Raw genomic sequence first — 25,242 nt, 5'->3', positions numbered from 1 at the left:
GACACCGGTGGCTCCCTGTGCTGGACGTGACAGGCCGGAAGGTGTTCCCTGTGCCGCGCTCGCGCGGGGGACGCGGCCGGGGGCCGCACGCGCGGCAGTCATTGCACGGACCACATGGCCGGTCGGTGGATCAGGGGGAACACATGGCCAGAGCAGGACGCCCGCAGGGAGCACCCAAGGGCAGAACGGAAGCCGCCAACGAACTCGCGGACTTCCTCCGCGAGGTGACACACGGAATGACGGTGCGGGAGCTCGCGGACCGGTACGGCGGCGGCAAGACGGCGTGGGGCGAATACCGCTCCGGAGCACGGATCATCGTGCTCGGGCGCCTCAACGCCGTACTCAAGGACCAGGTCCGCGATCCGCGTCGGCGCGAGGGGCTGCTCGCCGAGGCCCGGCGGCTGCACGACCTGGCGCTCACCGCCGAGGCAGCGGGCAGACCGGCGCCGAGCGTGACGGAGGCACTGCGTCAGGCGCGCGCGGACCTCGCCGAGTCGGGCCGTCTGGTGGAGAGCCTGCTGGCGATGGTGTCGCTGCTCCGGGAGCGCGTGGACGCCGACGGGGCGGGGGATGCGAGCGCGGGCGCCGTGAAATCCGACGCCTCCTCGGCACATGCGGAAGGCCGGTCCGCGGAGGCGCCGCCCGGGGAAGCGGAATCCGCGGCGGCCGAGCAGGTGCGGCTGCGACTGGACCAGGCCGTCGACCAGTTGGTGGCCGCCCGGTCCGTCCAGGCGGCGGCGCGACGGGCCGTCGCGGACGCCGAGGCCCAGCGGGAGGCGGGGACCGGGCGGGGAGTCGAATTCCGGCCGGAGGACGGGGAGTTGGTGGAGGCGGGCATGGTCCTGGACGACCGTCCCCTGCCCGATGCCGGACCCGCGCCCGGAAACACCTCGCCGGACGCCGAGCGGCCAGTGCCCGCCGCACCGGACGCCCACCACCGGGTTCCGCCCCTCGCCGACGCCGCGCTCTCCGTCGAGTTGGTCCGCATCGGGAACACCCTGAGGCAACAGCGGGCCGACGCCCGGTGGTTGCGGAAGCGGGTATGGCGGCTTCCGTCCGGCGCCTTGCCGGAGCCGGTCGCTCCCGACTCGTTCCGCCCGTACGTCGTCGAGGGAGTGGTCCTGGAGCGGCTGGACAGGTCCGTCGTGCCCGCCTCCAGGAACCCGGCGCCCCGCGCCGCCCTCCCGGCCGCCCGGGAGCCGCGCACCAGACGCACGCTCGCCCTGCTGGGGACGGTCACCGCCCTGGCCCTGCTCGCCGCGGCCACCCTGACCGGGGTCCTCCTCGGCCGCCACCACACCGCGTCCGCGTCCGGGACGACGGTCTGGCAGGTCCCCGGATCCGTACCCCTGCCGTCCGCCACCGGGCCCGGCACGGCGAGCCCGTCGGCTTCCCCTTCGGCCTCCTCGCCCTCGCCGTCGCCGTCGCGGGGCTCGAATCGCGCCCTCGGCAGCCCGCCGGCGCCTTCACCCTCCGGCCGGGCCCCTGCTCCCCCGCTCCCCGTACTCGTACCGCCTCCGAATCCGCCGTCCGGGCGGGCGCACGGCACCGCGTACGTCGTCTCGCGGGACCGTCGGAACGTCCTGCGGTGGACCGCCGAGGACCGCTCCTGGAAGGTGATCGGCCCGGCGGCCGACCAGATCTACGCGGGCGCGGCGGGGCTCTTCACGACCAACCCCGACGACGGGCGCATCTCCAGGTACGACGAGCCGTCCCGGTCCTGGGCCCAGATCGGGCTCCCCGGCGAGCAGTTCATCACCGCCGGGGACGGCCTCTACGCGATCACCGAACACCGTGACGCCGTCATGCGCTGGACCGGCCTGGGAGGCGAGTGGGCGCAGATCGGCGGGCCCGCCGCCCGGCTGTACGCGGGCGGCGCGGGCCTCTTCGCCACGAGCCCGGACACCGGCGCCCTGTTCCGCTACTCCGGTTACGGCGACAAGTGGGTCGACGCGGGCGGCCCCGGCGCCGACTTCGCCGTGGGCCCCGACTACGTGGCCCGCCTCTCCCCCCGACGGCAAGGAGATCTGGCAGGCCAACGGCAGGGGCAGCGGCTGGCGGCGGATCGGCGGCCCGGCCCACCAGCTGCACGCGAGCGGCGCGGGGCTGTTCGCCACCGACGCGGCGAGCGGGCGGATCCTCAAGTACGGCGGCGTTCCGGGCTCGTGGACCCCGATCGGCGCGGCGGGCGCCGCCCTCGCCGTCACCGGCAACTCGGTGTACCGGATCGCCGTCGACGGGACCGCCGTCTCCCGGTGGACCGGCCGCGGCTCCGAGTGGGTCGCGCTGGGCACCACGGCGAGCGCGATCGCGGCCACCGACTGACCGGCGTGCTCGACCGCCCTCGCGCACCGCCTAAAATCGTGCCGTCGGCGGGACGCGCCGGCGGCCAGGAGGGACAGCGCGCGGTGAACAGCGACAGTGACGTACCAATCTACGCCCAGCTCATACGGGAACGGGGTGACGTCCCTGGCGACGTGCGCCGGGAGGCCGAGCAGATCCAGCGGAACCTGGAGCGGGTGATCATGCCGTTCCGTCCGAACCTGCCCGCTCCGGGCTACTTCCGCTGACGAAGCGGTCGGCGATCTCGTCGCTGGTCGTCACCCACACCCCGGGGTGGTTGACCACGTACTCCAGGGCCTGGTCCAGGTACTTGAGGCGGAACGGCTGGCCGATGACGAAGGGGTGCAGGGCCAGCGCCATCACCCGGCCGCTGTCCGCCGCGTCCTCGTGGAGCTGGTCCAGCTGGTCCTTGACGATCTGGACGAAGTCGGGCCCGGTCAGGCCCTTGCTGACGAACAGACCGATGTCGTTGAGCTCGACGGAGTAGGGCACGCTCAGCATTCCGGGCACGTTCAGGCGGTACGGCTGGTCGTCGTTCGTCCAGTCCAGTACGTAGTCGAGTCCGAGCTCGGCGAGCAGCTCGGGCGTGCGGAAGGTCTCGGTGAGCGCCGGTCCCATCCAGCCGCGCGGCCGCCGCCCGGTGTCCTTCTCGATGGTGTCGACCACCTCGGTCAGATAGGCGCGCTCCTCCTCGACGGTCATGTCGGCCTGGAAGATGGAGTTGTTCCTGCCGTGGGCGAGCCAGGTCCAGTCGCGGGCCAGGCCCGCTTCGACGATCTGCGGGTAGCGCGCGCCCACGTCGGAGTTGAGCAGCACGCTCGCCCGGATCCGGTGCCGGTCGAGGCTCTCGATGACGCGCCAGATGCCGACCCGGGGCCCGTAGTCGCGCCAGCCGTAGTTCAGCGGGTCGGGCTTGAGGCCCGCGGTGCCCTCGAAGGTGCTCGTCGAGGGGCGGTCGACCTCGTAGTGCTCGACGTTGAGTCCTACGTAGAAGGCGACCCTGGCCCCGCCGGGCCAGCTGATCGGCTCGCGGTCGACGATCGGGCTGTAGTCATAGAGCTGGTTGTCCATCAACTCTCACCTCGTGTCTGCTACTTGGTGCGGCAACGTGCTGCCATGCTCCAACCCTCACACCGGTGAGAAGGTCAAGACGGACCCCCGGTGAACCCTTGACGGCCCGCCCCACCTGCGGGTTTCCTGCTCCGGTGAGCAACCTTCGTATCCAGGTGCCGGACAGTGACGCCATGCTGCGGGACTGGCGGCATGTGCACAACGTGATCATCCCCACCGCTCCCCTGTCGCTCGACGAGGTGCGCGAGCGCGTGCACCGCAACCGGCTGGAGGTCGCCTACCTCGGGGACGTCCTGGTGGGGTGCACGACGGTGCGTCCGCCGAAGGACGGCTCGGCCACGGCCACCGTCATCGCGCGGGTGCTCGCCGAACACCGCGGGCAGGGGTTCGGCGAGCAGCTCTACGCCCGGGGCCTCGACCACGCCAGGGCGCTGGGCGCCGACGTGATCGAGACGGTCGTTCTCGCCTCCAACGTGGAGGGGTTGCGGTTCGCGCTGAACCACGGGTTCGTCGAGTTCGAGCGGTATGTGCTGCCGGGTGACGACACACCGTGGATCGAGCTGCGACTGGCCCGCTGAGGGCTCAGCGAACCACCTTCCCGGGGCACAGCAGCCTCGGCTGCCCCTCGCCCTTGAGCTTCGCGCTGACGCATCCGGCGGGCACACCGTGCGACGTGGTGGTGCCGAAGTTGGCGGTGACGGTCAGCACGCCGTCACCGAAGACGGTCCGCTGCACGGCGCGGTCGGCGGTCAACCGGCGGAAGGACGTCAGCCGCTCGGTGCCCGCCTTCTCGTGGAGCGGAGCGAAGTACTTCTGCAGCGCGGCCAGTTCGGGCCCGTCCTGCATCAGGGTCGGCCCGTCCAGGACGTAGTTGAGCGGGACGTTGTAGAGCATCGCGAGGAGCGCGCGGGTCTGCTTCTGCTGCGGCAGCTTGCCGAAGGACAGCTCCCAGCGCTCGACGTTGACGAGTGAGCCGTGCAGGGCGGTCTCGTACAGCGGAACGCGGTACTTGGGGTCGTACATCTCCCGGGCGAGGTCGGCGGGCAGGTCGACCGGCTTGAAGAAGGTCTTCGGCGCCTTCTCGGGGGCGTAGCCGCCCCACACCTCCTTGTTGCGCTGGAGCGCCCACAGGTCGTTGCCGACGGGGGTGGCCGACCCGTGGTCGAAGGCGACGACCTGGTTGGCCCACCCTCCGGCGGACTCGGAGCCGAGGACGAGCCCGCCGTCCTGGAGGCGCTTCATCCGGGCCAGGCGGTGGGCCCGGTCCTGGGCCTTGGTCATCCTGTGCCGGGGGCTGTGGTCCCGGAAGAGGTCTCCGGCCGCGTCGACGTCGAGGAAGTAACTGTCGGCGCCGTTGGCCACCATCTGGCGGGTGCGGTCGGCGAGGTAGTGCTTGGTGGGCTCGGCCTGCTCGAACGCCTGCGAGCTGAGGTAGCAGCCCCGGTTGCCGAAGCCGGTCTCCGGCTTGCCCTTCGCGTCGATCACGCAGTAGTCGGGGTAGACGCGGTCGGGCCAGGCCGAGCTCGGCGAGTCGGCGGTGGCGGCGTCCTGCCCGTTGGCGAACGAGTCGTACGGGCCGACGAGGTAGCCGTTCTTCTTGGCGGCGCTGACGGCCTGGGCGCTCATCGGGTCGGTTCCGGCGTCGTAGCCGAGCCACATCCGGCTCACGCCCAGCTTGCGCAGCTCCGCCATGCCCTGGGGTGTCCGCGCGTCGCCCCACAGATAGGCGTGGAAGGCGCCGAGCAGCTTGCCGTCGGCCGGGTTGGCCCTGATCTTGTCGCGGAGGCTGCCGAGGCGGCCGTGCTCGGAGAGCCAGTCGCGGTAGTCGACGGCGGGGGCGACCGGGTCGCCGTCGGTGAGGGCGAAGGTGACGGTGTACGCGCGGGTGTCGTCGCCGCTGTCGAAGGTGTGGGTGGCCGTGCCGCGCAGACCGCCCTGGTCGGAGGCGAAGCCCAGCGAGGTGCCGATGTCGGTGGGCACGAGATAGCTGACACCGCGCTTGCCGTACGTATAGCCCCACATCGGCATGGTGAGGGCGCCGGAGCCCAGGTCCATCGGCTCGCCGGTGAGTCCGCGCTCGGGAGCGCTCCAGAACGCGTCGCGGACGGGGATGTCCAGGCCCTCGCCGCGCGGCAGCTGGAGGTCGGTGGCGGACGCGTCGGTGCCGGTGACCGGCCAGCGCACCTCACCGTCCCGCCCTGCGGCCATGCTCACCCGCAGCCGCCCGCGCTCGGCGACGGCCGCGACGGTCAACTCCTTGGCGGGGTACGTCCAGCGGGCTCCCCCGGGGATCTTGTTGACCGGGCCCGGCCGACCGAGGTCGGTCGCGGCCGGGGCGGACAGCTCCAGCTCTCTCCCGGACGCCGGGCGCGCCCGTACGGCGAGCGAGGCGGTGTCGATGACGGCGGTGCCGCCCCGGACGGGAACGGTGACCTCGCCGTCCCCGTCCCGGGCGGCGGAGATCTCGGCGCCGGCCGCCGTGGTGCATCCGGCGAGCGCGGCGAGGGCGAGACTGACGGCGAGCCCGTGGGCGGCGGCGCGGCTCCGGGACCGGCTGGGGGTTCCGCCGTGGGTTCCCCTGTGCGTCGAGAAGATTGATCTCATGCGTCGTGAATAGTCGTGCACTATAAGAGTGTTCTAAGAGCTCCGGTCCGAGGTGGAGCTCCGGTCCGACGTGCGAGGCAACGGGGATGTCCATGGGTGCTGCCAGGGTCGCGGTCGTGACGAGCGCCGCCGGTATCGCGTACGACGTGGACCTGCGGCTGATCGTCGACGCGCTGCGCGCCGACGGCCTGGCCGCCGAGGCGGTGGCCTGGGACGCGGACGGCGTGGAGTGGGGCGGATTCGATCTGGCGGTGATCCGTTCGACCTGGGACTACTCGGGGCGCCTCGACGAGTTCCTCGCGTGGGCCGACAAGGCGGGGCGCGCCACCCGGCTGTGGAATCCGCTGCCGGTGGTGCGCTGGAACAGCGACAAACGCTATCTGCCGGAGCTCGCCGGGCGCGGCGTCGCCGTCGTGCCGACGCGCGTCATCGACCCGGGCGGGCGGTGCGAGGAGGCGGACTTCGACCTGCCCACCGGCGTGGTGGTCAAACCCGCGGTGTCCGCCGGCGCCCGGGACACCGCGCGGTACGAGCCCGGCCGCCACGCGGATGCCGCACGCCACGCCCGGATGCTGCTCGACCAGGGCCGCAGCGCGATGGTCCAGCCCTATCTCCCGCTGGTGGAGGAGGGCGAACGTGCGCTGGTCTTCCTCGCCACCGGGGACGGGCTGACGTTCAGTCATGCCATCCGCAAACAGCCCGTGTTGACCGAGCCCAATGTGATCGACAACTTCCGGGACGCGCACCCCGGCCTGGTCCCCCACGAGCCGACAGGCGCGGAGATCCGTACCGCGCTGGACGCGCTCGCGGCGGTTCCGGCACCGAGCGCCCTGCTGTTCGCGCGGGTGGACCTCGCGCTGGACGACAGCAGGGCACCGGTGGTGATGGAGCTGGAGCTCATCGAGCCGAACCTGTTCCTTCAGAACGATCCGCGCGCACTGGAACGGTTCGTCTCCGCCGTGGCGGCCGTGTCGGCTCAGCGCTAGGGAAGGGTGATGTCGACGCTGACCGGCAGGTGGTCGGAGGCGTCGCTGTCGATGACCTCCGCCTGCCGGGCGGCGATGCCCGACGAGGTGAGGACGTAGTCGATGCGCTTGTGCGGGCTGCGGGCGTCGAAGGTGTATCCGGCGCCCTCCCCGGCCGCGCGCCACGCGTCGCCGAGATGCCTGGTCAGTACGCCGACCTCGCGGGCGCCCGGAGTGGCGTTGAGGTCGCCCACCAGCACGGTGGGACGGCTGGAGTCCTCGATGACGCCGTTGATCGCCTCGGCCTGGGCGAGCCGCTCGGTCTGCGAGGTGTGCTCCAGGTGGGTGGTCAGGACGCGCACCGCCGTGCCCTCCACGTTGATGTCCGCCTCCAGCAGGCCGCGTTGCTCACCGTCGCGCGGGCGGGGCAGCCGGGTGTTGTGGGCCTCGGTGACCGGGAAGCGCGACAGGATCGCGGTCCCGTACTGCCGCCGGGGTGCCCCGGACCGGGGCGGGTCGAGGCTGAGGTTGGCCCCGTAGACCACGTGCATGCCGAGGCGCTTGGCGAGCCAGGCCGCCTGGTCGACGAAGTCGCTGCGCGCGTCGTAGTGCCGGTCGACCTCCTGGAGGCCGATGACGTCGGCGCCGCTGTCCTTCACTACGCGGGCCACCCGGTCCAGGGCGAGGTCGTCGTCGGCGCCCGCGCCGTGGTGGATGTTGTAGGTCAGCACGGTCAGGGTCTGCCGTGCGGCCGCCGCCGAGGACGTCGGTGCGGCAGCCATCGAGATGAGCATGAGGACGAGAGCCAGTGCGGACCTGGCACACACACGGATCACTGAACACCTCTGTCTTCTTGGAAGGTTTACGGAGGTTTACGAGGGTTTACGGATGTCGTCGGAGGGGGTCGCGCACAACTCGGCACATGCCGACGCGCCCTGACGGCTCGGGTGCTGCTTCGGGCCGTCGGGCGACGTGAGCATGGACGGGGACAGGGGGGCGGGCTTGGGGGCCTTGCTGTGTAACTCCCCACTTACCGAGCAACGTTGACAAAAATCATCCGATTGGATGGAAATTCGCCCCGTGGGGTGCGCTCCCGCTTCGAGGGCATACGCGCGACTCGCGGACGAAGGCGGCAGGAAGAACGCGCCCGGGCGCCCGCTCCCGTCGGGGAGCGGACGCCCGGGTCCTTCTCAGTTCAGAGGCTTCAGAGGTTTCAGAGGCTTCAGAACGTGAGGTTCCAGCTGTCGATGCGGCCGGTGTCACCGGCCGCGTTGTCGTTCACGCGGAGCTTCCAGGTGCCGTTGGCGACCCGCGCCGAGGCGTCGACGGTGTACGTCTGGTGGATGTCGTCCGCGCTGCCGCCGGTGTGGTTGTGCAGGGTGTACACGGTGCCGTCGGGGGCGACGAGGTCGACCTTCAGGTCACCGATGTAGGTGTGCACGATGTTCACGCCCACCTTGAGCGCGGCGGGGGCGTTGCCGCTGACGCCGGTGACCGTCAGCGGGCTCTCCACGGTGGTGTTGTCGCCGACGGCGACATCGGCCGTGTTCTCGAAGTACGTGCCCGGCGGGACGGTGGCGCCGACCGCCTTGAGCGCGTCCACCTGGCCCTCGCCGAAGAACGCGTTCTTGGCGGTGGTGCCGGTGCACCGGCTGTCCGACGGGCAGGCGACGTCGTTGGCCTGCACGGCCAGCTTGTCGCGCAGCTGCGCCGGGGTGATGCCCGGGTTGGCGCTCGCGAGCAGCGCGGCCACACCCACGACGTGCGGCGAGGCCATCGACGTACCGCTCTTGGTGCCGTACTTGCCACCGGGCAGGGTGGAGTAGACGCCGTTGGAGCCGTCGCCGCCCGGGGCCGCGACGTCGATGACGCCGTTGCCGAAGTTGGAGTAGGACGCCTTCACGTTGCCGCTGCCCATCGCCGAGACCGTGACCACACCCGGCAGCTCGGTCGGGATGTCGAGGCAGGCGTTGGTGATGCGGCGGGTGGTCGGCGTCGAGTCGTTGGGGCTCTCGGTGTCGGTCGTCTTGTTCGCCAGGTCGTAGTTGGAGTTGCCCGCGGCGGCGACCTGGAGGGAGCCCTTGCCCTCGGCGTACTCCTGGGCGCGGCGGACGCCCTCGATGATGGCGGCCTGGTCGGCGTTGTCCGGGCAGTTGAACTGCCACGGGTCGGTGTAGTAGCTGTTGTTGGTGACCTTGAAGCCGTGGTCACCGGCCCACACCAGACCGCAGACGGTGTTCTCGGCGTAGAAGAGCGTGGAGGTCGGTTCGGCCAGGCGGACCGAGGCGATCTTGACGCCCGGTGCGACGCCGACGACGCCCTTGCCGTTCTTGGCGGCGGCGATCGTGCCCGCGACGTGCGTGCCGTGGCTGTCCACGTCCCGCCAGGCACCTGCGCGGGTGTCCGGCTTGCCGTAGGCGCAGGAGACCGAGTCGGCGGCGTCGAAGTTGGCCGCGAGGTCCTGGTGCTGGTCGTCCACGCCGGTGTCGAGGATGCCCACCTTCACAGCGCCGGGTTGTAGGCGTCGGCCGGGACGTCCGAGGTGCGGGTGGCGCCGACCTGCTGGACTCCGCTCACACCCCGCATCGTCGCGGCGAAGGTGCCGGAGGCGGAGTGGGCGACGACGACGCCGATCGCGTCGAAGTACGAGAAGACCGTGCCGCCGTTGGCGGTGACGGCCGAGCGCACCGCCGAGGTGTCACCAGGAGCGGTGATGACCAGGTAGGCGCGGGTGCCGGCGACCCAGGCCGCGCTCCGGGCCGGTGCCTTCGCGGCCGTGTGGGCCGGGGCGGCGGACTTGGCCGGGGCGACGGGCTGGGTGCTCGCGAGGGCGGGAGCCGCGAAGGTCAGCGCGGCTCCGAGGGCGGCGGCCCCGACCAGGAAACGTCGGGGGCGTCTGGATATGGGGGGTATCAATGCGTCCTCCGATGACCCGGCGGGTACGGGTGGCACCTACCGGGTCGTACGAAACGAGTGGTGGACGCAAGATGTCAGATGATCACCCGGGGAGGGAAGTACCTTTCGCGGTACGGGTGTTCCGGCGGCGCGACCGAAATATGCCGGAAACATGATCGTCGCCGACACACACCCCCGGGTGAGCTCGGCAAACGCCTCGGTACACGCTCAGAGCGCGTGCCCGGTGGTCGCGTCGACGTGAGCGGGCACTTCCTCGTGGCGGTCGCCCACCGTGAGGGTCCCGGTGGGCTCGAACACGAGGATCGAGGCACCGGACGGCGAGGAGGGTTTGTGCTCGGTGCCGCGCGGCACGGTGAACACCGAGCCGGTGGCCAGGGTCACCGTCCGCTCGCCACCGCTCTCCCGCAGGGCGATGTCCAACTCCCCGTCGAGCACCAGGAAGAACTCGTCGGTGTGGTCGTGGACGTGCCACACGTGCTCGCCCTCGACCTTGGCGACGCGGACGTCGTAGTCGTTGACGCGGGTGACGATACGGGGGCTCCACAGGGCGTCGAAGGAGGCCAGGGCCTGGTTCAGGGCGATCGGGTCGTTGCTCATGACCTCATCCTCGGCCGTGGTGCTCCGGCCCCGCGAGTGCTAGAAATCGCACATGCCGCAAGATTCCTCGCACGGGCCCCGCGCGTCCCGCACCCACCGGGTCGTCGTGGTCGTCGACGAGAACTCCAACCCCTTCGAGCTGGGCTGTGTCACCGAGGTGTTCGGGCTGCGCAGGCCCGAACTCGGCCGTGACCTCTACGACTTCACGATGTGCGCCCCCGAGCCGCACACCCTGATGCGGGACGGGTTCTTCACGCTGACGGGCGTCGCCGGGCTGGACGCGGCCGACACCGCGGACACCCTGATCGTGCCCAACCGGCCGGACACCGACGTGCCCCGGCGCCCCGCGCTCCTCGACGCCGTCCGTCGGGCGCACGCGCGCGGCGCGCGTCTGGTGGGGATGTGCAGCGGTGCCTTCACCCTGGCCGAGGCGGGGGTGCTCGACGGGCGCCGGGCCACCGCGCACTGGCAGTGGGCCGACTCGTTCCGGGCCCGCTTCCCCGCGGTCGACCTGCGGTCGGACGTGCTGTTCGTGGACGACGGCGACATCCTCACCTCGGCCGGGAGCGCCGCCGCCCTCGATCTGGGGCTGCACCTGGTGCGCCGCGACCACGGTGCCGAGGTGGCCAACTCGGTGAGCCGGAGGCTGGTCTTCGCCGCCCACCGGGACGGCGGGCAGCGGCAGTTCGTGGAGCGGCCCGTCCCCGACACCCCGGACGAGTCGCTGGCGCCGGTGCTGGCCTGGGCCCAGGAGCGGCTCGGCGAACCCCTCACCGTGGCCGACATCGCCACCCGCGCATCCGTCAGCCCCGCCACCCTGCACCGCCGCTTCCGCGGCCAGCTCGGTACCACCCCGCTGGCCTGGCTCACCGGCGAACGGGTCACCCTCGCCCGCCGCCTCATCGAGCGCGGCGAACAGCGGCTCGACGTGGTCGCCCAGCTCAGCGGCCTGGGCACCGCCGCCAATCTGCGCGCCCGGCTGCGCCGCGAGACGGGGCTGAGCCCCTCGGCGTACCGGCGGCGCTTCGGCCCGGAACCGACGCTCGCGCCACGGTGACCGGGAGGGCGGCCGTCCCGGGGAACGCGACGCTCAGACCGTCGGCCGCTTCGCCGTCGCGATGACCGCCGTGGCGAGGGCCACCACCGTGCCGCCCAGGGCCATGACGACCGACGGTGTGGTGTGGTCCACGACCGCGCCACCGGCCAGCGCCCCCAGCGAGAGCGTCGCCTGGAACGACGCGGTGAACAGCACCGCGGCCGCCTCCGGCGCGTGCGGCGCCGCCCGGGCGAACCATACCTGCGTCGAGACCGGTACGGCCCCGTAGCCGATGCCCCAGACGACGAGCAGCGCCACGGCCCCGGCCGGTGAACCCCCGAGCACCGGCAGCAGCAGGGTGGCACCGGCCATCAGCGCGGTCGCGGTGCCGAACGCGGCGCGCGGGCGCGAGGCCACCAGGACGCCGCCCAGGAAGTTGCCCGCGATGCCCGCGACCCCGTACAGGAACAGCAGGCCGGTGACCGCACCCGCGCCGATACCGGTGACGTCCTCCAGGAACGGTGTGACGTAGGTGTACGCGCCGAAGTGCGCCAGGACGGTCAGGAAGGTGATGAGCAGGGTCCGGCGGACGGCGCCGTGGCGCAGCAACGAGCCGAGCGCGGCCGGGCGTACGGCCCGGACCGGCGCCAGCGGCGGGACCACGAGGAGCAGCGCGGCGAACACCGCCACCGACATGACGCCCATCACCACGAAGGCGGTGCGCCATCCGGCGTGGTCCCCGATGAAGGTGCCGACCGGCACACCGAGGACGGACCCGAGGGGGACGGCCGCGAAGATCACTGCGGTCGCCCGCGCCACCGACTCGGCCCGCACCAGGCGTTCGGCGAGACCGGCCGCGATCGACCAGAACCCGCCGACGATGACGCCGACCAACACCCGCGAGACGAGCACCACCCAGTACACGGGTGCGGCGGCGGCCAGGAAGTCCGCCACGGCGAGCAGGAGGACGAGGGCGCACAGCACCACACGTCGGTCGATCCGCGCCGTGCTCAGGGTGACGACCGGAGCGGCGACCGCGGCGACGATTCCGGGGACGGACATCATCAGCCCCGCCGTGCCGTCCGACACACCGAAGTCGTCCCCGATCGGTGTCAGCAGGCCGATCGGCAGGATCTCGGTGGTGACGATCGAGAAGATGCCCGCCATCACCGACAGCACCGCGAGCCATCCCCCGAGGGTTGGTCGCCGCGCGGCCGGGTCCGTGGCGGTAGAGAGGGTGGTGGCTGTGGTCATGGTGGGGTGGTCCCGTCCCGTAGCTGGTGTACGTCGTTTCTCCGACGGCACAGTCCAGCAGCCACCCCCGGCTCGGGTCCGGCGAGTTTGCGACGACAACGTCGGGGCCGTGACGGCCAACCGTGTACGGGACGGCAGCCCGACGCGTACGGAGTAGTCGCCCCCCGCATGTGCCGTGCCGCCGGGCTCGTCTGACGGATAGTGGAGGCACCCCGAAGGCCCCGAGGCGATCCGCGCGGTGTGCGTCGTTCGCCGTGCGTCAGAGGAGCGGTCATGGCCCGTCGTCCCCCGATCCACGAGCAGCGGCCGGGGCCGCTCGGACGCCGCGCGCTGCTCCTGGGAACGGCCGCCTGGTGCGCCGGCGCCGTGGGGTGCTCGGACGGTACGAAGACACCGAAGGCCACGGGCTCCCCGTCCGGTCCCGGCACACGGCAGCCGACGACCTCGGCTCCAACTCCCTTGCCCAGCAAGGAGACAGGCACGCCCCTACCCTCGCCCGTCCCGTGGCGGCCGGGGTCCGGCGAGGTCACCCCGGCGGCCAAGACCGCGGCCGTCCGCCTCGTCGAAGCGCTCGGGACCTGGCGGGCCGGGCAGGGCGGTGTACGCGGCGCGACCGCCCGCGCCGCCGCGCTCGGCATCCCCGCAGCGTCCGCGGCCCGGCTCGCCGCCGAGGCGGGGTCGCTGACACCGTCGGCGGACGAGGCGGTGGTCCGGGTGATCGACGCCCAGTACGGCGGGATCCTGTCCGACTCCGCGAGCGTGCTGGTCGTGTGCGAGCAGAGCACCCGGACCGGCACGGCCGTCCGGAGCGGCGGAACCACCGTCGACGTCCGGCTCAGCCGCACTTCGTCGGGCTGGGAGGTCACCTCGCTGCACCCCGCCGCCCCGGGGCCTCCGGTACCCCTCGGCGCGTCGGCGAAGGCGGTGCTCGCCCAGCCCCGGATCGAGCTGCCGCCCGCCTCGGCCGCCGACATCCGCAGCGGGAAGGTGCACGAGAGCGTGCTGCGGGCGATGCTCCGGCTCGCGGTCGACTACCGGATGTCGGTGAGCGTCGTGCGCTCGGGGCACCCGCTCGACGTGTTCGGCACCGACCGCCCCAGCGACCATCCGCCCGGGCGGGCCTTCGACGTCTGGCGCGTCGACGGGCACCCGGTGGTCGACCCGGCGACCTCGCGCGCGCTGATCACCGGCTTCATGCGCGCGGCGGCCGCGGCGGGCTCGTACAACGTCGGCGGCCCCGTCCAGTTGTCGGGCGGTGCGACCGCGAACCAGTTCTTCTCCGACGCCACCCACCACGACCACGTGCACATCGGGTTCACGAGCTGAACCACGAGCGGTTCAGCGCCCCGCGGCGGACTCAGTACCCCACGGTGAAGCGGCGGCGCCGGTGGGCGGGGGTCTCGATCTCGTCGAGCAGCGCGATGGCGTAGTCCTCGGCGGAGATCCGCGAGGCGCCCTCGGCGTCCGTGAGCAGGTCGTCGCCGCCGATCCGGAACGCCGTGGTGCGCTCGCCCGGCAGGAACAGCGCGGACGGGCTCAGGAAGGTCCAGTCGACGTCGTCGGGGAGCGTGCGCAGCTGGTCCAGGAGCTCGACGTGCGCGGACGCCTCGGGCTTCCACTCCTCGCGGAAGCCCGGCTGGTCGATGACCCGGCCGCCGTCCGGGTGGCGCAGGCTGCCCGCGCCGCCGACGAAGGCGACCCGGACGCCGGACGTCCGTACCTGCTCGGTGAGCCGGGGCAGCAGCGGCAGCACGCGCTGGGCCGGAAGGGCGCTGACGACGACGTCCGCACCGGCGACGGCCTGCGGAAGCACCTCGGGGTCGGTGACGTCGGCGGCGAGCCGGTTCAGGCGGTCGTGCGCCGGGGCCTGGGCGTGGCTGCGGGCGGTGGCGGTGACGTGGTGGCCGCGGGTGAGCGCCTCGGTGACGATGCGGCCGCCCGCCATGCCGGTGGCGCCGAGCACGACGATCTTGAGGGGGGCGGTGGCCATGGGGATCTTCTTCCGGACTGTCGGGGTGTACGGGGTCTACGGGGTTCCAGGTCTGGGGCGGTGCGCCTGCCGGAGCCGTCAGAGCTGGATGTCGAAGGTGACCTTGGCCTGCTCCACGGTCTCCTGGAGCACCCGCACCTGGCCGCGCGCGTTCTTGTACTTGCCGGTGCCGCCGGTGATGGCGAACTGCTCGTCGAAGACGGGCCCGGTGGCCGAGAGCTTCGCGGTGCCGGAGGTGGTGATCCTGCCGTCGCCCAGGTCGTAGACGAAGGTCAGGAGTTCGGAGGTGCGCGGCTTGGCGTCGGTGGAGATGCCCTGGAAGCTGCTGGTGCCGACCTTGCGCCCGCCGGTGCCGATCAGGTCGCCGGTGCCGATCAGCTGGTCGCCGAGGGCGGAGTCGGCGGGGGCGACGTCGACCATGTTGATCGCGGTGCCCTTCTCGACGACCTCCAGGCTCAGGGAGTGCGGCGCGCCGGACGGGGCGGCCCCGGCCGTGCTCGGGCTGATCGCGAGGACGACGCCGACGACGCCGGCCGTGGCCGCGGCGACGCCGAGGGCGGGAAGGGTGCGCTTGCGCATGACGAGCTCCACATATGTGCAAAAGAATTATCTGCCGAGGAAGACAATATGTCTGCATCAGCAGATACTGCAAGGGCAGGTTCTGCCGGTGGGAGCGGTTTTCTGCCACCCTGGTGCGGTGAAGCGACAACTCCTGGATGACGACGACGTGACGCTGTACGGCCTGTTCGTGGAGGCGTACTCCCGCCTCAAACCCCTGCTCCACCAGGACCTCGGGCTGCCCGAGACCTGGTTCGAGGTGCTGCTGCGCCTGGGCCGCACCCCGGGGCGCGCACTGCGGATGAGCGAGCTTGCGGCGGCGGTCTCGTTCAGCTCCGGCGGCTTCACCCGCCTCGCCGACCGCATCGAGGAGGCCGGGCTCATCCGGCGCGAGCCCGACCCCGACGACCGGCGGGCCGCGTTCGCCGTCCTGACCGAGGACGGCGAACGGGCCCTGGAGCGCGCGCTCACCAGCCACGTGGGCGCACTGCGCACTTACTTCAGCGGCCGCATCTCCCCCGACGACCGCCACGCCCTGGAGCGCATCCTGCGCACCCTGCGGGACACCGACGCGGCGAGCTAGCTCGCGCAGTACGTGTCGCGCTCGGGACGCACTCCCGTGGTGAGGAACGTGGTGACCGCGCGGTCGCCGCACGCGTTGCCGCTGTCCAGGTACATCCCGTGGCCGCCGTGGTCCACCGTGACCAGGCGGGCCCGGTCGCCCCACGCCTCACGCATCTTCAGAGCGCCGAAGTACGGCGTCGCGGGGTCCCGCAGGCCCTGGATCATCAGGATGTTGGACGGTCCCTCGTCGGTGATCCGGACCGGCTTCTCGACCGGCGCGTCCTTCGAGAAGGTGCAGGGCAGCACGTTGACGGGGCTGCCCGCCGTGAGCGGGTGGCGGATCCGGTCGGCCGCGACGGCCCGCTCGTACGAGGGGACCGACTTCGGCCAGCTCACGTCGTTGCAGAGCACCGCCACGACGGCCGCCGCGTCCTGGTCGCTCAGGGGCCCGGCGAGCGGCGGCGGCAGGACCGGGACCGCCTTCGGGTCCCGGGCCGCCTTGACGAGCCGCGCCAGCATCGGGAAGGAGCCGTCCGACTCCAGGGCCAGCTGGAGCGCCTGGCGCAGCTGGTTGCCGGTCAGCAGGACACCGTCCTCCGTCGTCTTCCTCGGCTCCGCGTCCAGCTTCGCCGCCAGGGCAATGAACAACGGCCGTACGTCCTCGGCGCGTTCGGCAAGGCGCAGCCCCTGGGCCTCGCGGGCCGGGTCGGCGGCCCAGGCCGCGAAGTCCGGGAAGCGGAGGTCGGCCGCCGGTGCCATGTTCGCCAGCCAGCCGCGCTCGACGCGCGTCGGGTCGGGGTCGCCGTTGCTGTCGAGCACCCAGCGGTCGGTGTGCTGCGGGAACATCTGCGCGTACACCGCGCCCACATAGGTGCCGTACGAGACGCCGTACGCCGACAGCTTGCGCTCGCCCAGTGCCTGGCGGAAGCGGTCGATGTCCCGGGCCTCGTTGCGGGAGGTGAAGCTGCGCAGGTCCGCGCCGCCGTTGCGGTGGCAGGCCTCGGCGATGCGGCGGGACCTGGCGACGTTCTCGCTGATGTCGCCGCCGGGGCCGGGCCACGACCGGAGGTTCACCAGCATCCGGTCGTCGTCGGAGAGTTGGCAGCTCGCGGTGGTGCTGCCGCCCACGCCGCGCGGGTCGAGACCGACGATGTCGTAGGCGCCGCCGGTCTCCTCGCGCAGCGCGGCCCCCCGCTCGGCCACCTCCCGCACCCCGGATCCGCCCGGCCCACCGGGGATCAGCACGAGCGCTCCGCGCCGCTTGTCCGGGTGGTCGCTGCGCAGCCGGGAGACGGCGACGGTGAGGCTCGGTCCTTGCGGGTCGGCGTAGTCGCGCGGCACGGGCAGTTGGGCGCACTCCCGCCCGGTCGTGTCGTCGGCACAGGGCTTCCAGTCGAGCACGGGTGCCTCGGCGCCGGCGGAGCGGGCCTGGGCCGCCGGGACGGCGGTGGCGGTCAGGGCCGTGGTGGCGGCCGCGAGGGAGAGGGCGATCGCGAGGCCTCTGTGGCGGTAAGTCGTCATGAGACAAGGGTGGTTGAGCGGTACGCGTGATCCCATCCGGCAGGCAGGACGACCGGGGTGGGGGTAGCCCCCGGGCCGTGCACGGGCCGCGTCACACGGTGTGTTTGTGGAGCGCTTCGAGGTAGAACCGGTCGCGGTCCGGCACCCGGTTGTCCCGGCCCGGCATGCCGAACACCGCGCAGACGTCGGCGGGCCGGGTATAGACGCTCGACTGCTCGTCGAAGGTGAGGACGCTGTTGACCTCGTGGCGGCAGCCCGCGGCGTCGAGTGCGGCGAGCAGGTCCTCGCGGAGCACGGTCGCCTCGTACGAGCCGGAGTCCGGCAGCACGAGGGGCGGCAGCGCGACCGTCGACCCCGGCCAGAGTCGGATCCAGATGCCGCTGACCCGGTGTCGGGTGACGACGAGCTCCAGACCGCCCCAGACGTACGGATAGCCGTCGGTGTCCGGGCCCTTCATCTGGATGATCGGGTGCGGCCGCCCGGGGCCGAGCAGCTTCTCGGCCTCGGTGAGGGGCATTCCGCAGTGCAGCGGCCCGATGCGGCCGGTCGTGGCGAAGTCGACGAGGAGGGGGAGCAAGGTCACGAGGGTGACTGTGGCATCCCGCCGGGCGGGCCGCACCCCGGTTTCGGGGTGCGGCCGCTAGGCACCGGGTCAGCGCACGATCTGGTCGCCGTCCGGCACGTCCTCGACCGTCACCGATCCACGCGGCTGCTTCAGCCCGAGCGCGACCGCCTTGGCCAAGCCGTCGAAGTCACGGCCCTGCGGCTGCGGTATGGCTTCCCCGTCGCCGTACGCCTCGATCGCCCGGGTGAAGTAGCCGGGGTGCCAGGCGCCCACGGCACCCCGGACCTCGACGGCGGCGACCGGGCGCCCCGCCACGGCCTTGCGCAGGGCGGGCAGGATCTCGTCCGACCTCAGCTCACCCGGCACCTGGAACAGGCTGGCGTGAGCGCCGACCAGGCCGCCGCCGCGCAGCCGGACCGTGACCGTCAGACAGCTGGTGACGGAGGGGTAGGTGAGCACACCACCCCGGGCGACTTCCCGGATCTGCCCCTCCGTCACGGTGGCCGTGGCGGGCGCCGAGTAGGCGGGGGCCGCAGGACGTATCTCCGCCTGCGCGGGGGCGGCGACGGCGGCCGCGAGCAACGGCAGGGCCAACGCGAGCACCACCGCACGTGCTCCCGTACGGCTCCGGGTGGTTCGGGTGGTTCGCTGGGACGGTTGCTGCGGGGACAAGAAGACTCCTGTTCAAAGGCGGGGCAGGGCGGGTTTTGGGGACGGGCCGTGGGCACGGCCGCGCCGCCGGGTATGTCGCCGCCAAGTATCCCGCCGCCGATTCAGGGTGCCTTGAACAGGGTGGGGAAGCGCGGTGCCAGCCAGGGTTTGCGGCCCCACGTCAGGACGCGGCCCCGGGCGATGGCCGCGCGGGGTTCGACACGGCCGAGGGCCATCAGCAGGAACGTGACGGGCTCGATGTGGATGGTGCAGTCGGGGCGTTCCAGCGGGCGTTCACCCACCGTGGCCGCGCCCTCGGTGAACTCCACGCCGAACCGGGCGCCGCCCCACAGTCGTACGGTGTACCGCGCGTTGCACCCCCGCGCCGCGCCCGCGTCCACCACCCGGGGCATCGCCGCGAGCATGAACGGCAGGGTCAGCCCGACGCGCCGCCGGTCGAGCATGTGCGGGCGGCCCACCGCACGGGCGATGTCGTAGCCGTGGCCGAGCATGTGCGTGAGCAGATACGCGCCCAGGGTCGGCAGGTCCATGGTGCCCATCGGGGTGGCCAGTGGCCCGGCCGCGCCCCGGTCGGCTGCCTCCACCGCGTCGAGGTAGGCCACCGCCTGGGCCACGATCGTCGCGGCCAGCGGCTCGGCCCCCCGTTCACCGAACTCGGCGAGGGCCCGCGCGTTGGCCGCCGCGATGCTCCCGGGCGTACCGTCCCCGTGGCCGCGTTCGTGCCCCGCCGCGATCTCGGCCATCAGTTGGTTGGCCTGCGCCAGGTGGGCGGCCGTCTCCCCCAGCATCCACTCGAGACCCGGTACGGGGACGCTCGTGTCGCGGGCCCCGCGCAACAGCACGGCGATGTCCTCGGCGGTGGCGCGTATCGCGTCACCGAGCCCCGGCGGCAAGGTGTTCCCACTCGACTGGTGTGCGCTCATGGCGCCGGAGCCTGCCCCAGGCCGTGCCGCCTGTCCAGGGCCGGGCGGGTCCGATCGCGGCGGCGACGAAGATCCACGGGTATCGACAGGAGGCGCGCGGGTCGTACACAGTGGCCTCTCGTCCGTCGTGACCGAGCCAGCAGCGCCGAGGAGCCACCGTGACCAAGTGGGCAGGCCGGACCGCCACCGAGATAGCCGAGGCCGTGCGGCAGAAGGTGGTCACACCCCGCGAGGTGGTCGCCGACCACCTGGCCGCGATCGCCGCACGCAATGGCCGGGTCGGCGCGTTCCGCGTGGTGCGCGCCACCGCCGCGCTCGCGGAGGCGGACGAGGTCGGGGCGCGTACGGACCTGTCCCGGCTGCCGCTCGCGGGCGTGCCCGTGGCCGTCAAGGACAACCTGCCCGTACGCGGCGAGTCCACCCGCAACGGCTCCGCCGCCACCCCGACCACCCTCGCTGCCGAGGACCACGCCACGGTCGCCCGGCTGCGGGCGGCCGGTGCGGTGGTGGTGGGGCTCACGCACGTACCGGAGTTGTGTGTCTTCGGAACCACCGACGGGGTGCACGGCATCGCGCGCAACCCCTGGGACCCGTCGCGTACGGCGGGCGGCTCCTCCGGGGGCAGCGCGGCCGCCGTCGCGGCGGGCCTGGTTCCGCTCGCGCTCGGCAACGACGGCATGGGGTCCCTGCGGATCCCGGCCGCGCACTGCGGTCTGATCGGCCTCAAGCCGGGCACCGGGCGGGTGCCGAGCCTCGGCGGCGCCTGGTTCGGGATGTCGGAGAACGGCCCGCTGGCGACGACGGCGGCCGACGCACGGCTGATGTTCTCGGTGCTCGCGGGCGAGCCGGGGCCCGGCGCCGACGAGTCGGCCGACCCGCCGCGCGGGCTCCGGATCGCCGTATCCACGCGCAGTCCGATCGCCGGGGTGCGCGTCGGCGGTGCGTACGCCTCGCTCGCCCGTCAGGCGGCCCGGGTGCTGGTGGAGGCCGGGCACCGGGTGTCGGCCGCCCATCCGCCCTACCCCCTCACCTTCGGCACGGTCATCCTGGCCCGCTGGACGGGAGGCACCGCGCAGGACGCCGAGGGGCTCGACCCGCGGCTGCTCGCCCCGCGCACCCGGCGGCACGCGGCCGTCGGGCGGGCCGCCGGGCGGCTCGGGATGCTGCGCGCGGACCACCGGGGCGCGCTCAACAAGCGGCTCGCGCCCTTCTTCGAGGAGTACGACGTGCTGCTCACGCCCGCGCTGGCCCGGCGCGGCCCGGCGGCCGACGCCTGGCACGAGCGCGGCTGGCTGGCCAACATCCTGGTCAACACGGCCTGTTCGCCGATGACCCCGCCGTGGAACCTCTCCGGCAACCCGGCCCTCGCGCTGCCGTTCGGCACGCTGGCGACGGGCCTGCCCGGCTCCGTCCAGCTCGTCGGCCGCCCCGGCTCGGAACACCAACTCCTCGATGTAGTGGCCCAGTTGGAGCAGGCACGACCATGGACGCGCACCGCACCGGCCGCCAATCAGAGCCGGGCTTGACTGAGAGCGCACTCCAATTCGTAGCGTCTGCGGCATGACGACGCGCACGACATCTCACACGACCGGTACGACCACCACGGCGACTCCTCAGCGCGGGATCGGATCGGGCTTCGGCCCCCGCAGCACCGCGCAGGAGGTGCTGCGCGGCATCGATCTCACGGGGAAGCTCGCCCTCGTGACCGGCGGCTACTCGGGCCTGGGCCTGGAGACGACCCGGGCGCTGGCCGCCGCCGAAGCCCGGGTGGTGGTGCCCGCCCGGCGGCGCGCCGCCGCCGAGGAGGCACTGGCAGGCGTCACCGGCGCCGTCGAGGTCGACACCCTGGACCTCTCCGACCTCGACAGTGTCCGCGCCTTCGCCGACCGCTTCCTGGCGTCGGGCCGGAGCATCGACATCATGGTCGGCAACGCCGGGGTCATGGCCTGCCCCGAGACCCGGGTCGGGGCGGGCTGGGAGACGCAGTTCGCGACCAACCACCTCGGCCACTTCGCCCTGGTCAACCGCCTCTGGCCGGCGCTGGCGGCGGGCGGGGCTCGGGTGGTGGCGGTGTCCTCGCGGGGCCACCAGCTCTCCGGCATCCGCTGGGACGACGTGCACTTCACCCAGGGGTACGACAAGTGGCTGGCGTACGGGCAGGCCAAAACGGCCAACGTGCTGTTCGCCGTCCAACTCGACGCGCTGGGACGGGACGCGGGCGTGCGGGCGTTCGCGCTGCATCCCGGCGAGATCCTGACGCCGCTGACGCGCCATGTCTCGCGCGAGGAGATGCTCGACGCGGGCTGGGTCGACGAGGAGGGCAACGTTTCCGGCTCGTTCAAGACGCCGGAGCAGGGTGCGGCTACCCAGGTATGGGCGGCGACCTCGCCCCGGCTGGCGGGCCTCGGCGGTGTCTACTGCGAGGACTGCGACATCGCGGAGCCCGTGGACGCCGACGGGAAGGTGGCGCGCGACGAACTCACCACCGGTGTCAGCGCCCACGCCACGGACCCCGAGCAGGCCGCCCGGCTGTGGCGGCTCTCCGCCGAGCTGACCGGGGTGGACGCGTTCGCGGAGCGCGCCTGACGTCGGAGCGGGGGGCCGCCGGGGGCATCCCCGACGGCGGTCGGGAGCCGCCCCCGCGTGGGACCACCCCCACCTACGTAAATGAAGCTTCAACCGTCCCGCGTCGCACGCGAGTTGGCGGGCCGTCAAGATGACTGGCGCCGGGCGCACATGGCATGATCGGCCTTCGCGTTACTCCCGAGTAACGACCCCCCTCCTCCCATCCGAAGGTCACATCTACGTGCGCACGTTCACCACACGCCTCCTGGTGCCCGGCCTGGCCACTCTGGCCCTCGCCGCCACCGGCTGCTCCTCGACCGGAACCAGCAGTGCGGCGCAGCCGGGCAGCACCGCCACCACCGCGGCGGCCGCCGACGGCACGCAGCAGCTCGACGTGGCCGCCGCGCCGCAGGAGGCGTCCGCGCGGACGGCCGTGGCCCGCACCCGCACGGGCAAGGGCCACCCGGAGAAGTCCTCGCTGAAGGTCGCCTCCTACGACAAGACGAGCCGACGGGCCGTCATATCCAGCGCCCCGCAGCGGCACACCGGTGGTCCCAGCCACTCCCCCGCGCCCGACAAGCCCGTCGCGGTCGGCGACGTCATCGCCAGCGCTCCGGCGCCGGGCGCCCCCAACGGACTGCTCGCCAAGGTCACCGAGGTCGTCGGGAAGACCGAGCACGGCACCGAGGTGAAGACCGCCTCCACCACGCTCGCCTCGGTCCTCAAGGACGACAAGGCCGACGGCAAGGTCCCGGTCGACCCGTCCTCGGTCAAGGTCGAGCCCCTGATGAAGGGCGTCACCTTCTCCTGGGCCAAGAGCAAGGGCCTCACCTTCGGGCCCAAGGGCGCCAAGCTGCCGCTGGGCAACCTGCGCCTGGACGTGAACGCCGCGGTGGACACCGCCAAGGACGCGCCCGCCTCGGCCGGCGCCTCGGTCTCCGGCTTCGTCCAGCTCGCCCCCGAGGTCGAGTTCTCGTACGACGGCAGCTCCGGCGGCTTCGGACCGCGCTCCGCGTTCCTCGGCATGAGCGGTGACTGGTCCTCGCAGTGGGCCCTCAAGGGCCGCGCCGCCGCCAGCACCGGCGCCCCCAAGCGCATCCCCTTCGCCAAGCTGCACAGCGCGCCCGTCATCCAGGTCGGCCCGGTCCCGGTCGTCGTCAACCTCGACCTGACCTGCTACGTCCAGGTCGAGGCCGACGGCCGCGTCACGCTCGACGTCCAGCAGGACGTCAAGGGCGACTTCCGCGTCGGCGGCAGCTACGCCTCCGGCAAGGGCTGGACCCCGGTCAGCACCTCCGCCGTGCACAGCACGCCGGTGACCGCCACGGTCGCCGCGGCCGGGCGCGTCAAGGGCGCCCTCGGCGCCGAGGCCTCGGTCGGTCTGTACGGGGCCGTCGGCGTCAGCGCCGACTTCGCCCCCTATCTGCGCGGCGAGGCCGACGCCAAGGCGACCGCGTCCAGCGACGGCAAGGCGTCCGTCTCCGGTGCCTGGGCCGTCTACGGCGGCTTCGACCTGAGCGGCCAGCTCCACTTCCAGCTGTCCCTGTTCGGCACGCCGGTCATCGAGCGCCGCATCCCGCTCGGCGCCCTCCACAAGGAGTGGCCGCTGGCGAGCGGGCACGCCGAGAAGTAACCGCCACCGACAGGTGTGAGTGGGCCGGAAGGCGACTGCCTTCCGGCCCACTCGTATGTCCGGGGGGTGTCAGAGCACCGTGATGCCGAGTATCCGCGCGCCGCTCTCGCTGCGCGGCCGGTGGCGGCTGCCGGGCGCGAACACCACATACGTACCGGCCCCGTGGCGCTCCTCCCCCTCGATCACCTCCCCGCTGAGCACGTAGTAGCGCTCCTCGGTGGTGTGCACGTCGACCTCGGGCCACTCGCTGCCCGGCGCGAAGTCGATCAGCCAGCCGCGCGCGTGCCCGGTGGCCCCCACCCTGCGGCGCACGATGCCGGGGGCGACCTCGACCGGCTCCAACTCCTCGACGTGCACGACGGTCTTCAGCGGTCCTGTTCCAGTGATCTCGCTCATGGACCCACTGTGGATCACACGCGATCCATCCCCCGAGAGTCCTGAAAGACATCCCTGGGTACATTCCTGCCATGGACCGTCATCGTGTCGTGGCGCTGGTCAACCGGCCGCAGTCGCCCTTCGAACTCTCCTGCGCCGCCGAGGTCTTCGGGACCCTGCGCCCGGACCTCCCCGACGCCTACACCTTCGAGGTGTGCGCCGAGCGGCCCGGGCCAATACCGGCCACCGTCGGCTGCCCGATGTTCGTCGAGGCCGGGCTCGACGCCCTGGAGAGGGCGGACACCGTGGTCGTGCCCGGCTGGCAGCCGGTCGACGGGGCCGTGCCGACGGCCGTCCTGGACGCGCTGCGAGGCGCCCACCGGCGCGGCGCCCGGATCGTGTCCATCTGCACGGGCGCCTTCGTCCTGGCCCGCGCCGGGCTGCTGGACGGCCGCCGCGCCACCACCCACTGGCGGCACACCGACCGGCTCGCCGCCGAGTACCCCGAGGCCGAGGTGGACCCGGACGTCCTGTACGTCGACCACGGCGACGTGGCCACCAGCGCCGGCGGCGGCGCCGGGATCGACCTGTGCCTGCACCTCGTGCGCCGCGACCACGGCGCGGCCCACGCCGCCCGGATCGCCCGCGACATGGTCCTGCCGCCGCACCGCGAGGGCAGCCAACTCCAGTACGCCGCCCTGCCCGTGCCCGCCCGGGCCGCCGACGAGTCACTGGCGCCGCTGCTCGACTGGGCCTCCGCGCACCTGCACACCCCGCTCACCCTCGACCGGCTCGCCGCCCACGCGGGCGTCTCCGGCCGCACCCTCGCCCGGCGCTTCACCGACCAGCTCGGCGTCAGCCCCGGCCAGTGGCTGCTGCGGCGCCGCGTGGACGCGGCGCGGGTCCTTCTTGAGGAGACGGACCTGCCGGTCGAGGCGGTCGCCGCGCGCGTCGGCCTCGCCTCCGCCGTCAACCTCCGCCGCCGCTTCCGCACCGCGCTCGGCACGACACCGGGCGCCTACCGCCGTACGTTCGGCGAGCCGCCGCGCCGATCCCCGGCCCGCACGGCACCCTGAGCCCTGGGCCACCC

Annotated in this window: 22 protein-coding genes and 1 pseudogene; 10 read left to right on the top strand and 13 right to left on the bottom strand. The window is 72.9% G+C overall.

Annotation, left to right across the window (positions count from 1 at the left end):
- The first annotated feature begins 143 nt into the window (after nt 1-143).
- Nucleotides 144-2,570 carry a hypothetical protein gene (locus IE252_RS02045; RefSeq protein WP_190087461.1) on the top strand — a complete coding sequence of 809 codons (2,427 nt, stop codon included), beginning with the start codon at nt 144-146 and terminating at the stop codon, nt 2,568-2,570.
- On the opposite strand, the gene IE252_RS02040 is transcribed toward IE252_RS02045, so the two are convergent.
- Nucleotides 2,524-3,414 carry a polysaccharide deacetylase family protein gene (locus IE252_RS02040; protein ID WP_190087460.1) on the bottom strand — a complete coding sequence of 297 codons (891 nt, stop codon included), beginning with the start codon at nt 3,412-3,414 and terminating at the stop codon, nt 2,524-2,526. The two genes, IE252_RS02045 and IE252_RS02040, sit on opposite strands and share 47 nt — an antisense overlap.
- A 134-nt stretch (nt 3,415-3,548) precedes the next feature.
- Between IE252_RS02040 and IE252_RS02035 the strand changes: the two genes are divergently transcribed.
- Nucleotides 3,549-3,992 (top strand): GNAT family N-acetyltransferase, encoded by a 444-nt coding sequence (locus tag IE252_RS02035; RefSeq protein WP_229847844.1) that lies wholly within the window; start codon nt 3,549-3,551, stop codon nt 3,990-3,992.
- 4 nt (nt 3,993-3,996) lie between these two features.
- On the opposite strand, the gene IE252_RS02030 is transcribed toward IE252_RS02035, so the two are convergent.
- Complete coding sequence (locus IE252_RS02030) at nt 3,997-6,018, bottom strand: glycoside hydrolase (protein ID WP_190087459.1); 2,022 nt, start codon at nt 6,016-6,018, stop codon at nt 3,997-3,999.
- Between the two features lie 92 nt (nt 6,019-6,110).
- Between IE252_RS02030 and IE252_RS02025 the strand changes: the two genes are divergently transcribed.
- Nucleotides 6,111-7,004: an ATP-grasp domain-containing protein gene (locus IE252_RS02025; protein ID WP_190087458.1), complete on the top strand. Its 894-nt coding sequence runs from the start codon at nt 6,111-6,113 to the stop codon at nt 7,002-7,004.
- On the opposite strand, the gene IE252_RS02020 is transcribed toward IE252_RS02025, so the two are convergent.
- From IE252_RS02020 to IE252_RS02010, 3 genes and pseudogenes are all read right to left on the bottom strand, one after another.
- Complete coding sequence (locus IE252_RS02020; RefSeq protein ID WP_229847841.1) at nt 7,001-7,765, bottom strand: endonuclease/exonuclease/phosphatase family protein; 765 nt, start codon at nt 7,763-7,765, stop codon at nt 7,001-7,003. The genes IE252_RS02025 and IE252_RS02020 overlap by 4 nt on opposite strands.
- A 440-nt stretch (nt 7,766-8,205) precedes the next feature.
- Nucleotides 8,206-9,899 (bottom strand): annotated as a pseudogene (locus tag IE252_RS02015) (S8 family peptidase).
- A 207-nt stretch (nt 9,900-10,106) separates the two neighbouring features.
- Nucleotides 10,107-10,496 carry a cupin domain-containing protein gene (locus tag IE252_RS02010; RefSeq protein ID WP_190087457.1) on the bottom strand — a complete coding sequence of 130 codons (390 nt, stop codon included), beginning with the start codon at nt 10,494-10,496 and terminating at the stop codon, nt 10,107-10,109.
- A gap of 52 nt (nt 10,497-10,548) precedes the next feature.
- On the opposite strand from IE252_RS02010, the gene IE252_RS02005 reads away from it, so the two are divergent.
- On the top strand, nt 10,549-11,553 hold the full coding sequence (locus tag IE252_RS02005) for a helix-turn-helix domain-containing protein (RefSeq protein WP_190087456.1): 1,005 nt from the start codon (nt 10,549-10,551) through the stop codon (nt 11,551-11,553).
- A gap of 33 nt (nt 11,554-11,586) precedes the next feature.
- Here IE252_RS02005 and IE252_RS02000 read toward each other — a convergent pair whose 3' ends face one another.
- Nucleotides 11,587-12,786: an MFS transporter gene (locus IE252_RS02000; RefSeq protein ID WP_190087455.1), complete on the bottom strand. Its 1,200-nt coding sequence runs from the start codon at nt 12,784-12,786 to the stop codon at nt 11,587-11,589.
- A gap of 273 nt (nt 12,787-13,059) precedes the next feature.
- Between IE252_RS02000 and IE252_RS01995 the strand changes: the two genes are divergently transcribed.
- Nucleotides 13,060-14,112, top strand: coding sequence for a hypothetical protein (locus IE252_RS01995; RefSeq protein ID WP_190087454.1), 1,053 nt, complete (start codon nt 13,060-13,062; stop codon nt 14,110-14,112).
- Between the two features lie 31 nt (nt 14,113-14,143).
- On the opposite strand, the gene IE252_RS01990 is transcribed toward IE252_RS01995, so the two are convergent.
- Nucleotides 14,144-14,776 carry an NAD(P)-dependent oxidoreductase gene (locus IE252_RS01990; protein ID WP_190087453.1) on the bottom strand — a complete coding sequence of 211 codons (633 nt, stop codon included), beginning with the start codon at nt 14,774-14,776 and terminating at the stop codon, nt 14,144-14,146.
- Nucleotides 14,777-14,854: 78 nt separating this feature from the next.
- A complete protein-coding gene (locus IE252_RS01985; protein ID WP_190087452.1) occupies nt 14,855-15,355 on the bottom strand; it encodes an allene oxide cyclase barrel-like domain-containing protein in 501 nt (166 codons plus the stop codon).
- A gap of 118 nt (nt 15,356-15,473) precedes the next feature.
- On the opposite strand from IE252_RS01985, the gene IE252_RS01980 reads away from it, so the two are divergent.
- Complete coding sequence (locus tag IE252_RS01980; RefSeq protein ID WP_190087451.1) at nt 15,474-15,917, top strand: MarR family winged helix-turn-helix transcriptional regulator; 444 nt, start codon at nt 15,474-15,476, stop codon at nt 15,915-15,917.
- Here the strand turns inward: IE252_RS01980 and IE252_RS01975 are convergent.
- The 4 genes from IE252_RS01975 to IE252_RS01960 form a co-directional block, all read right to left on the bottom strand.
- Complete coding sequence (locus IE252_RS01975; protein ID WP_190087450.1) at nt 15,914-17,419, bottom strand: alpha/beta hydrolase; 1,506 nt, start codon at nt 17,417-17,419, stop codon at nt 15,914-15,916. The two genes, IE252_RS01980 and IE252_RS01975, sit on opposite strands and share 4 nt — an antisense overlap.
- A 91-nt stretch (nt 17,420-17,510) precedes the next feature.
- The gene (locus IE252_RS01970; RefSeq protein WP_190087449.1) at nt 17,511-18,002 is read right to left on the bottom strand and encodes a hypothetical protein; all 492 of its coding nucleotides are present in this window, start codon (nt 18,000-18,002) and stop codon (nt 17,511-17,513) included.
- Nucleotides 18,003-18,071: 69 nt separating this feature from the next.
- Entirely contained in the window at nt 18,072-18,590 is a 519-nt protein-coding gene (locus IE252_RS01965; RefSeq protein WP_190087448.1) for a hypothetical protein, read from the bottom strand.
- 167 nt (nt 18,591-18,757) lie between these two features.
- Entirely contained in the window at nt 18,758-19,579 is an 822-nt protein-coding gene (locus IE252_RS01960; RefSeq protein ID WP_190087447.1) for a maleylpyruvate isomerase family mycothiol-dependent enzyme, read from the bottom strand.
- 158 nt (nt 19,580-19,737) lie between these two features.
- On the opposite strand from IE252_RS01960, the gene IE252_RS01955 reads away from it, so the two are divergent.
- The 3 genes from IE252_RS01955 to IE252_RS01945 all read left to right on the top strand — a co-directional run bounded on the left by IE252_RS01955 (nt 19,738) and on the right by IE252_RS01945 (nt 23,777).
- Complete coding sequence (locus IE252_RS01955; protein ID WP_190087446.1) at nt 19,738-21,105, top strand: amidase; 1,368 nt, start codon at nt 19,738-19,740, stop codon at nt 21,103-21,105.
- 34 nt (nt 21,106-21,139) lie between these two features.
- Nucleotides 21,140-22,165 (top strand): SDR family NAD(P)-dependent oxidoreductase, encoded by a 1,026-nt coding sequence (locus tag IE252_RS01950; protein WP_190087445.1) that lies wholly within the window; start codon nt 21,140-21,142, stop codon nt 22,163-22,165.
- Between the two features lie 220 nt (nt 22,166-22,385).
- The gene (locus IE252_RS01945; RefSeq protein ID WP_190087444.1) at nt 22,386-23,777 is read left to right on the top strand and encodes a hypothetical protein; all 1,392 of its coding nucleotides are present in this window, start codon (nt 22,386-22,388) and stop codon (nt 23,775-23,777) included.
- A gap of 69 nt (nt 23,778-23,846) precedes the next feature.
- Here IE252_RS01945 and IE252_RS01940 read toward each other — a convergent pair whose 3' ends face one another.
- Nucleotides 23,847-24,173 (bottom strand): cupin domain-containing protein, encoded by a 327-nt coding sequence (locus IE252_RS01940; RefSeq protein WP_190087443.1) that lies wholly within the window; start codon nt 24,171-24,173, stop codon nt 23,847-23,849.
- A gap of 71 nt (nt 24,174-24,244) precedes the next feature.
- On the opposite strand from IE252_RS01940, the gene IE252_RS01935 reads away from it, so the two are divergent.
- Nucleotides 24,245-25,228: a helix-turn-helix domain-containing protein gene (locus tag IE252_RS01935; RefSeq protein WP_190087442.1), complete on the top strand. Its 984-nt coding sequence runs from the start codon at nt 24,245-24,247 to the stop codon at nt 25,226-25,228.
- Nucleotides 25,229-25,242 lie beyond the last annotated feature (14 nt).

Origin of the sequence: Streptomyces melanogenes (genome assembly GCF_014649795.1) — a bacterium.
Taxonomy (GTDB): Bacteria; Actinomycetota; Actinomycetes; order Streptomycetales; family Streptomycetaceae; genus Streptomyces; species Streptomyces noboritoensis.
Note: the sequence above shows the minus strand (reverse complement) of the source record. Positions and strands in the feature narration are given on the sequence as shown.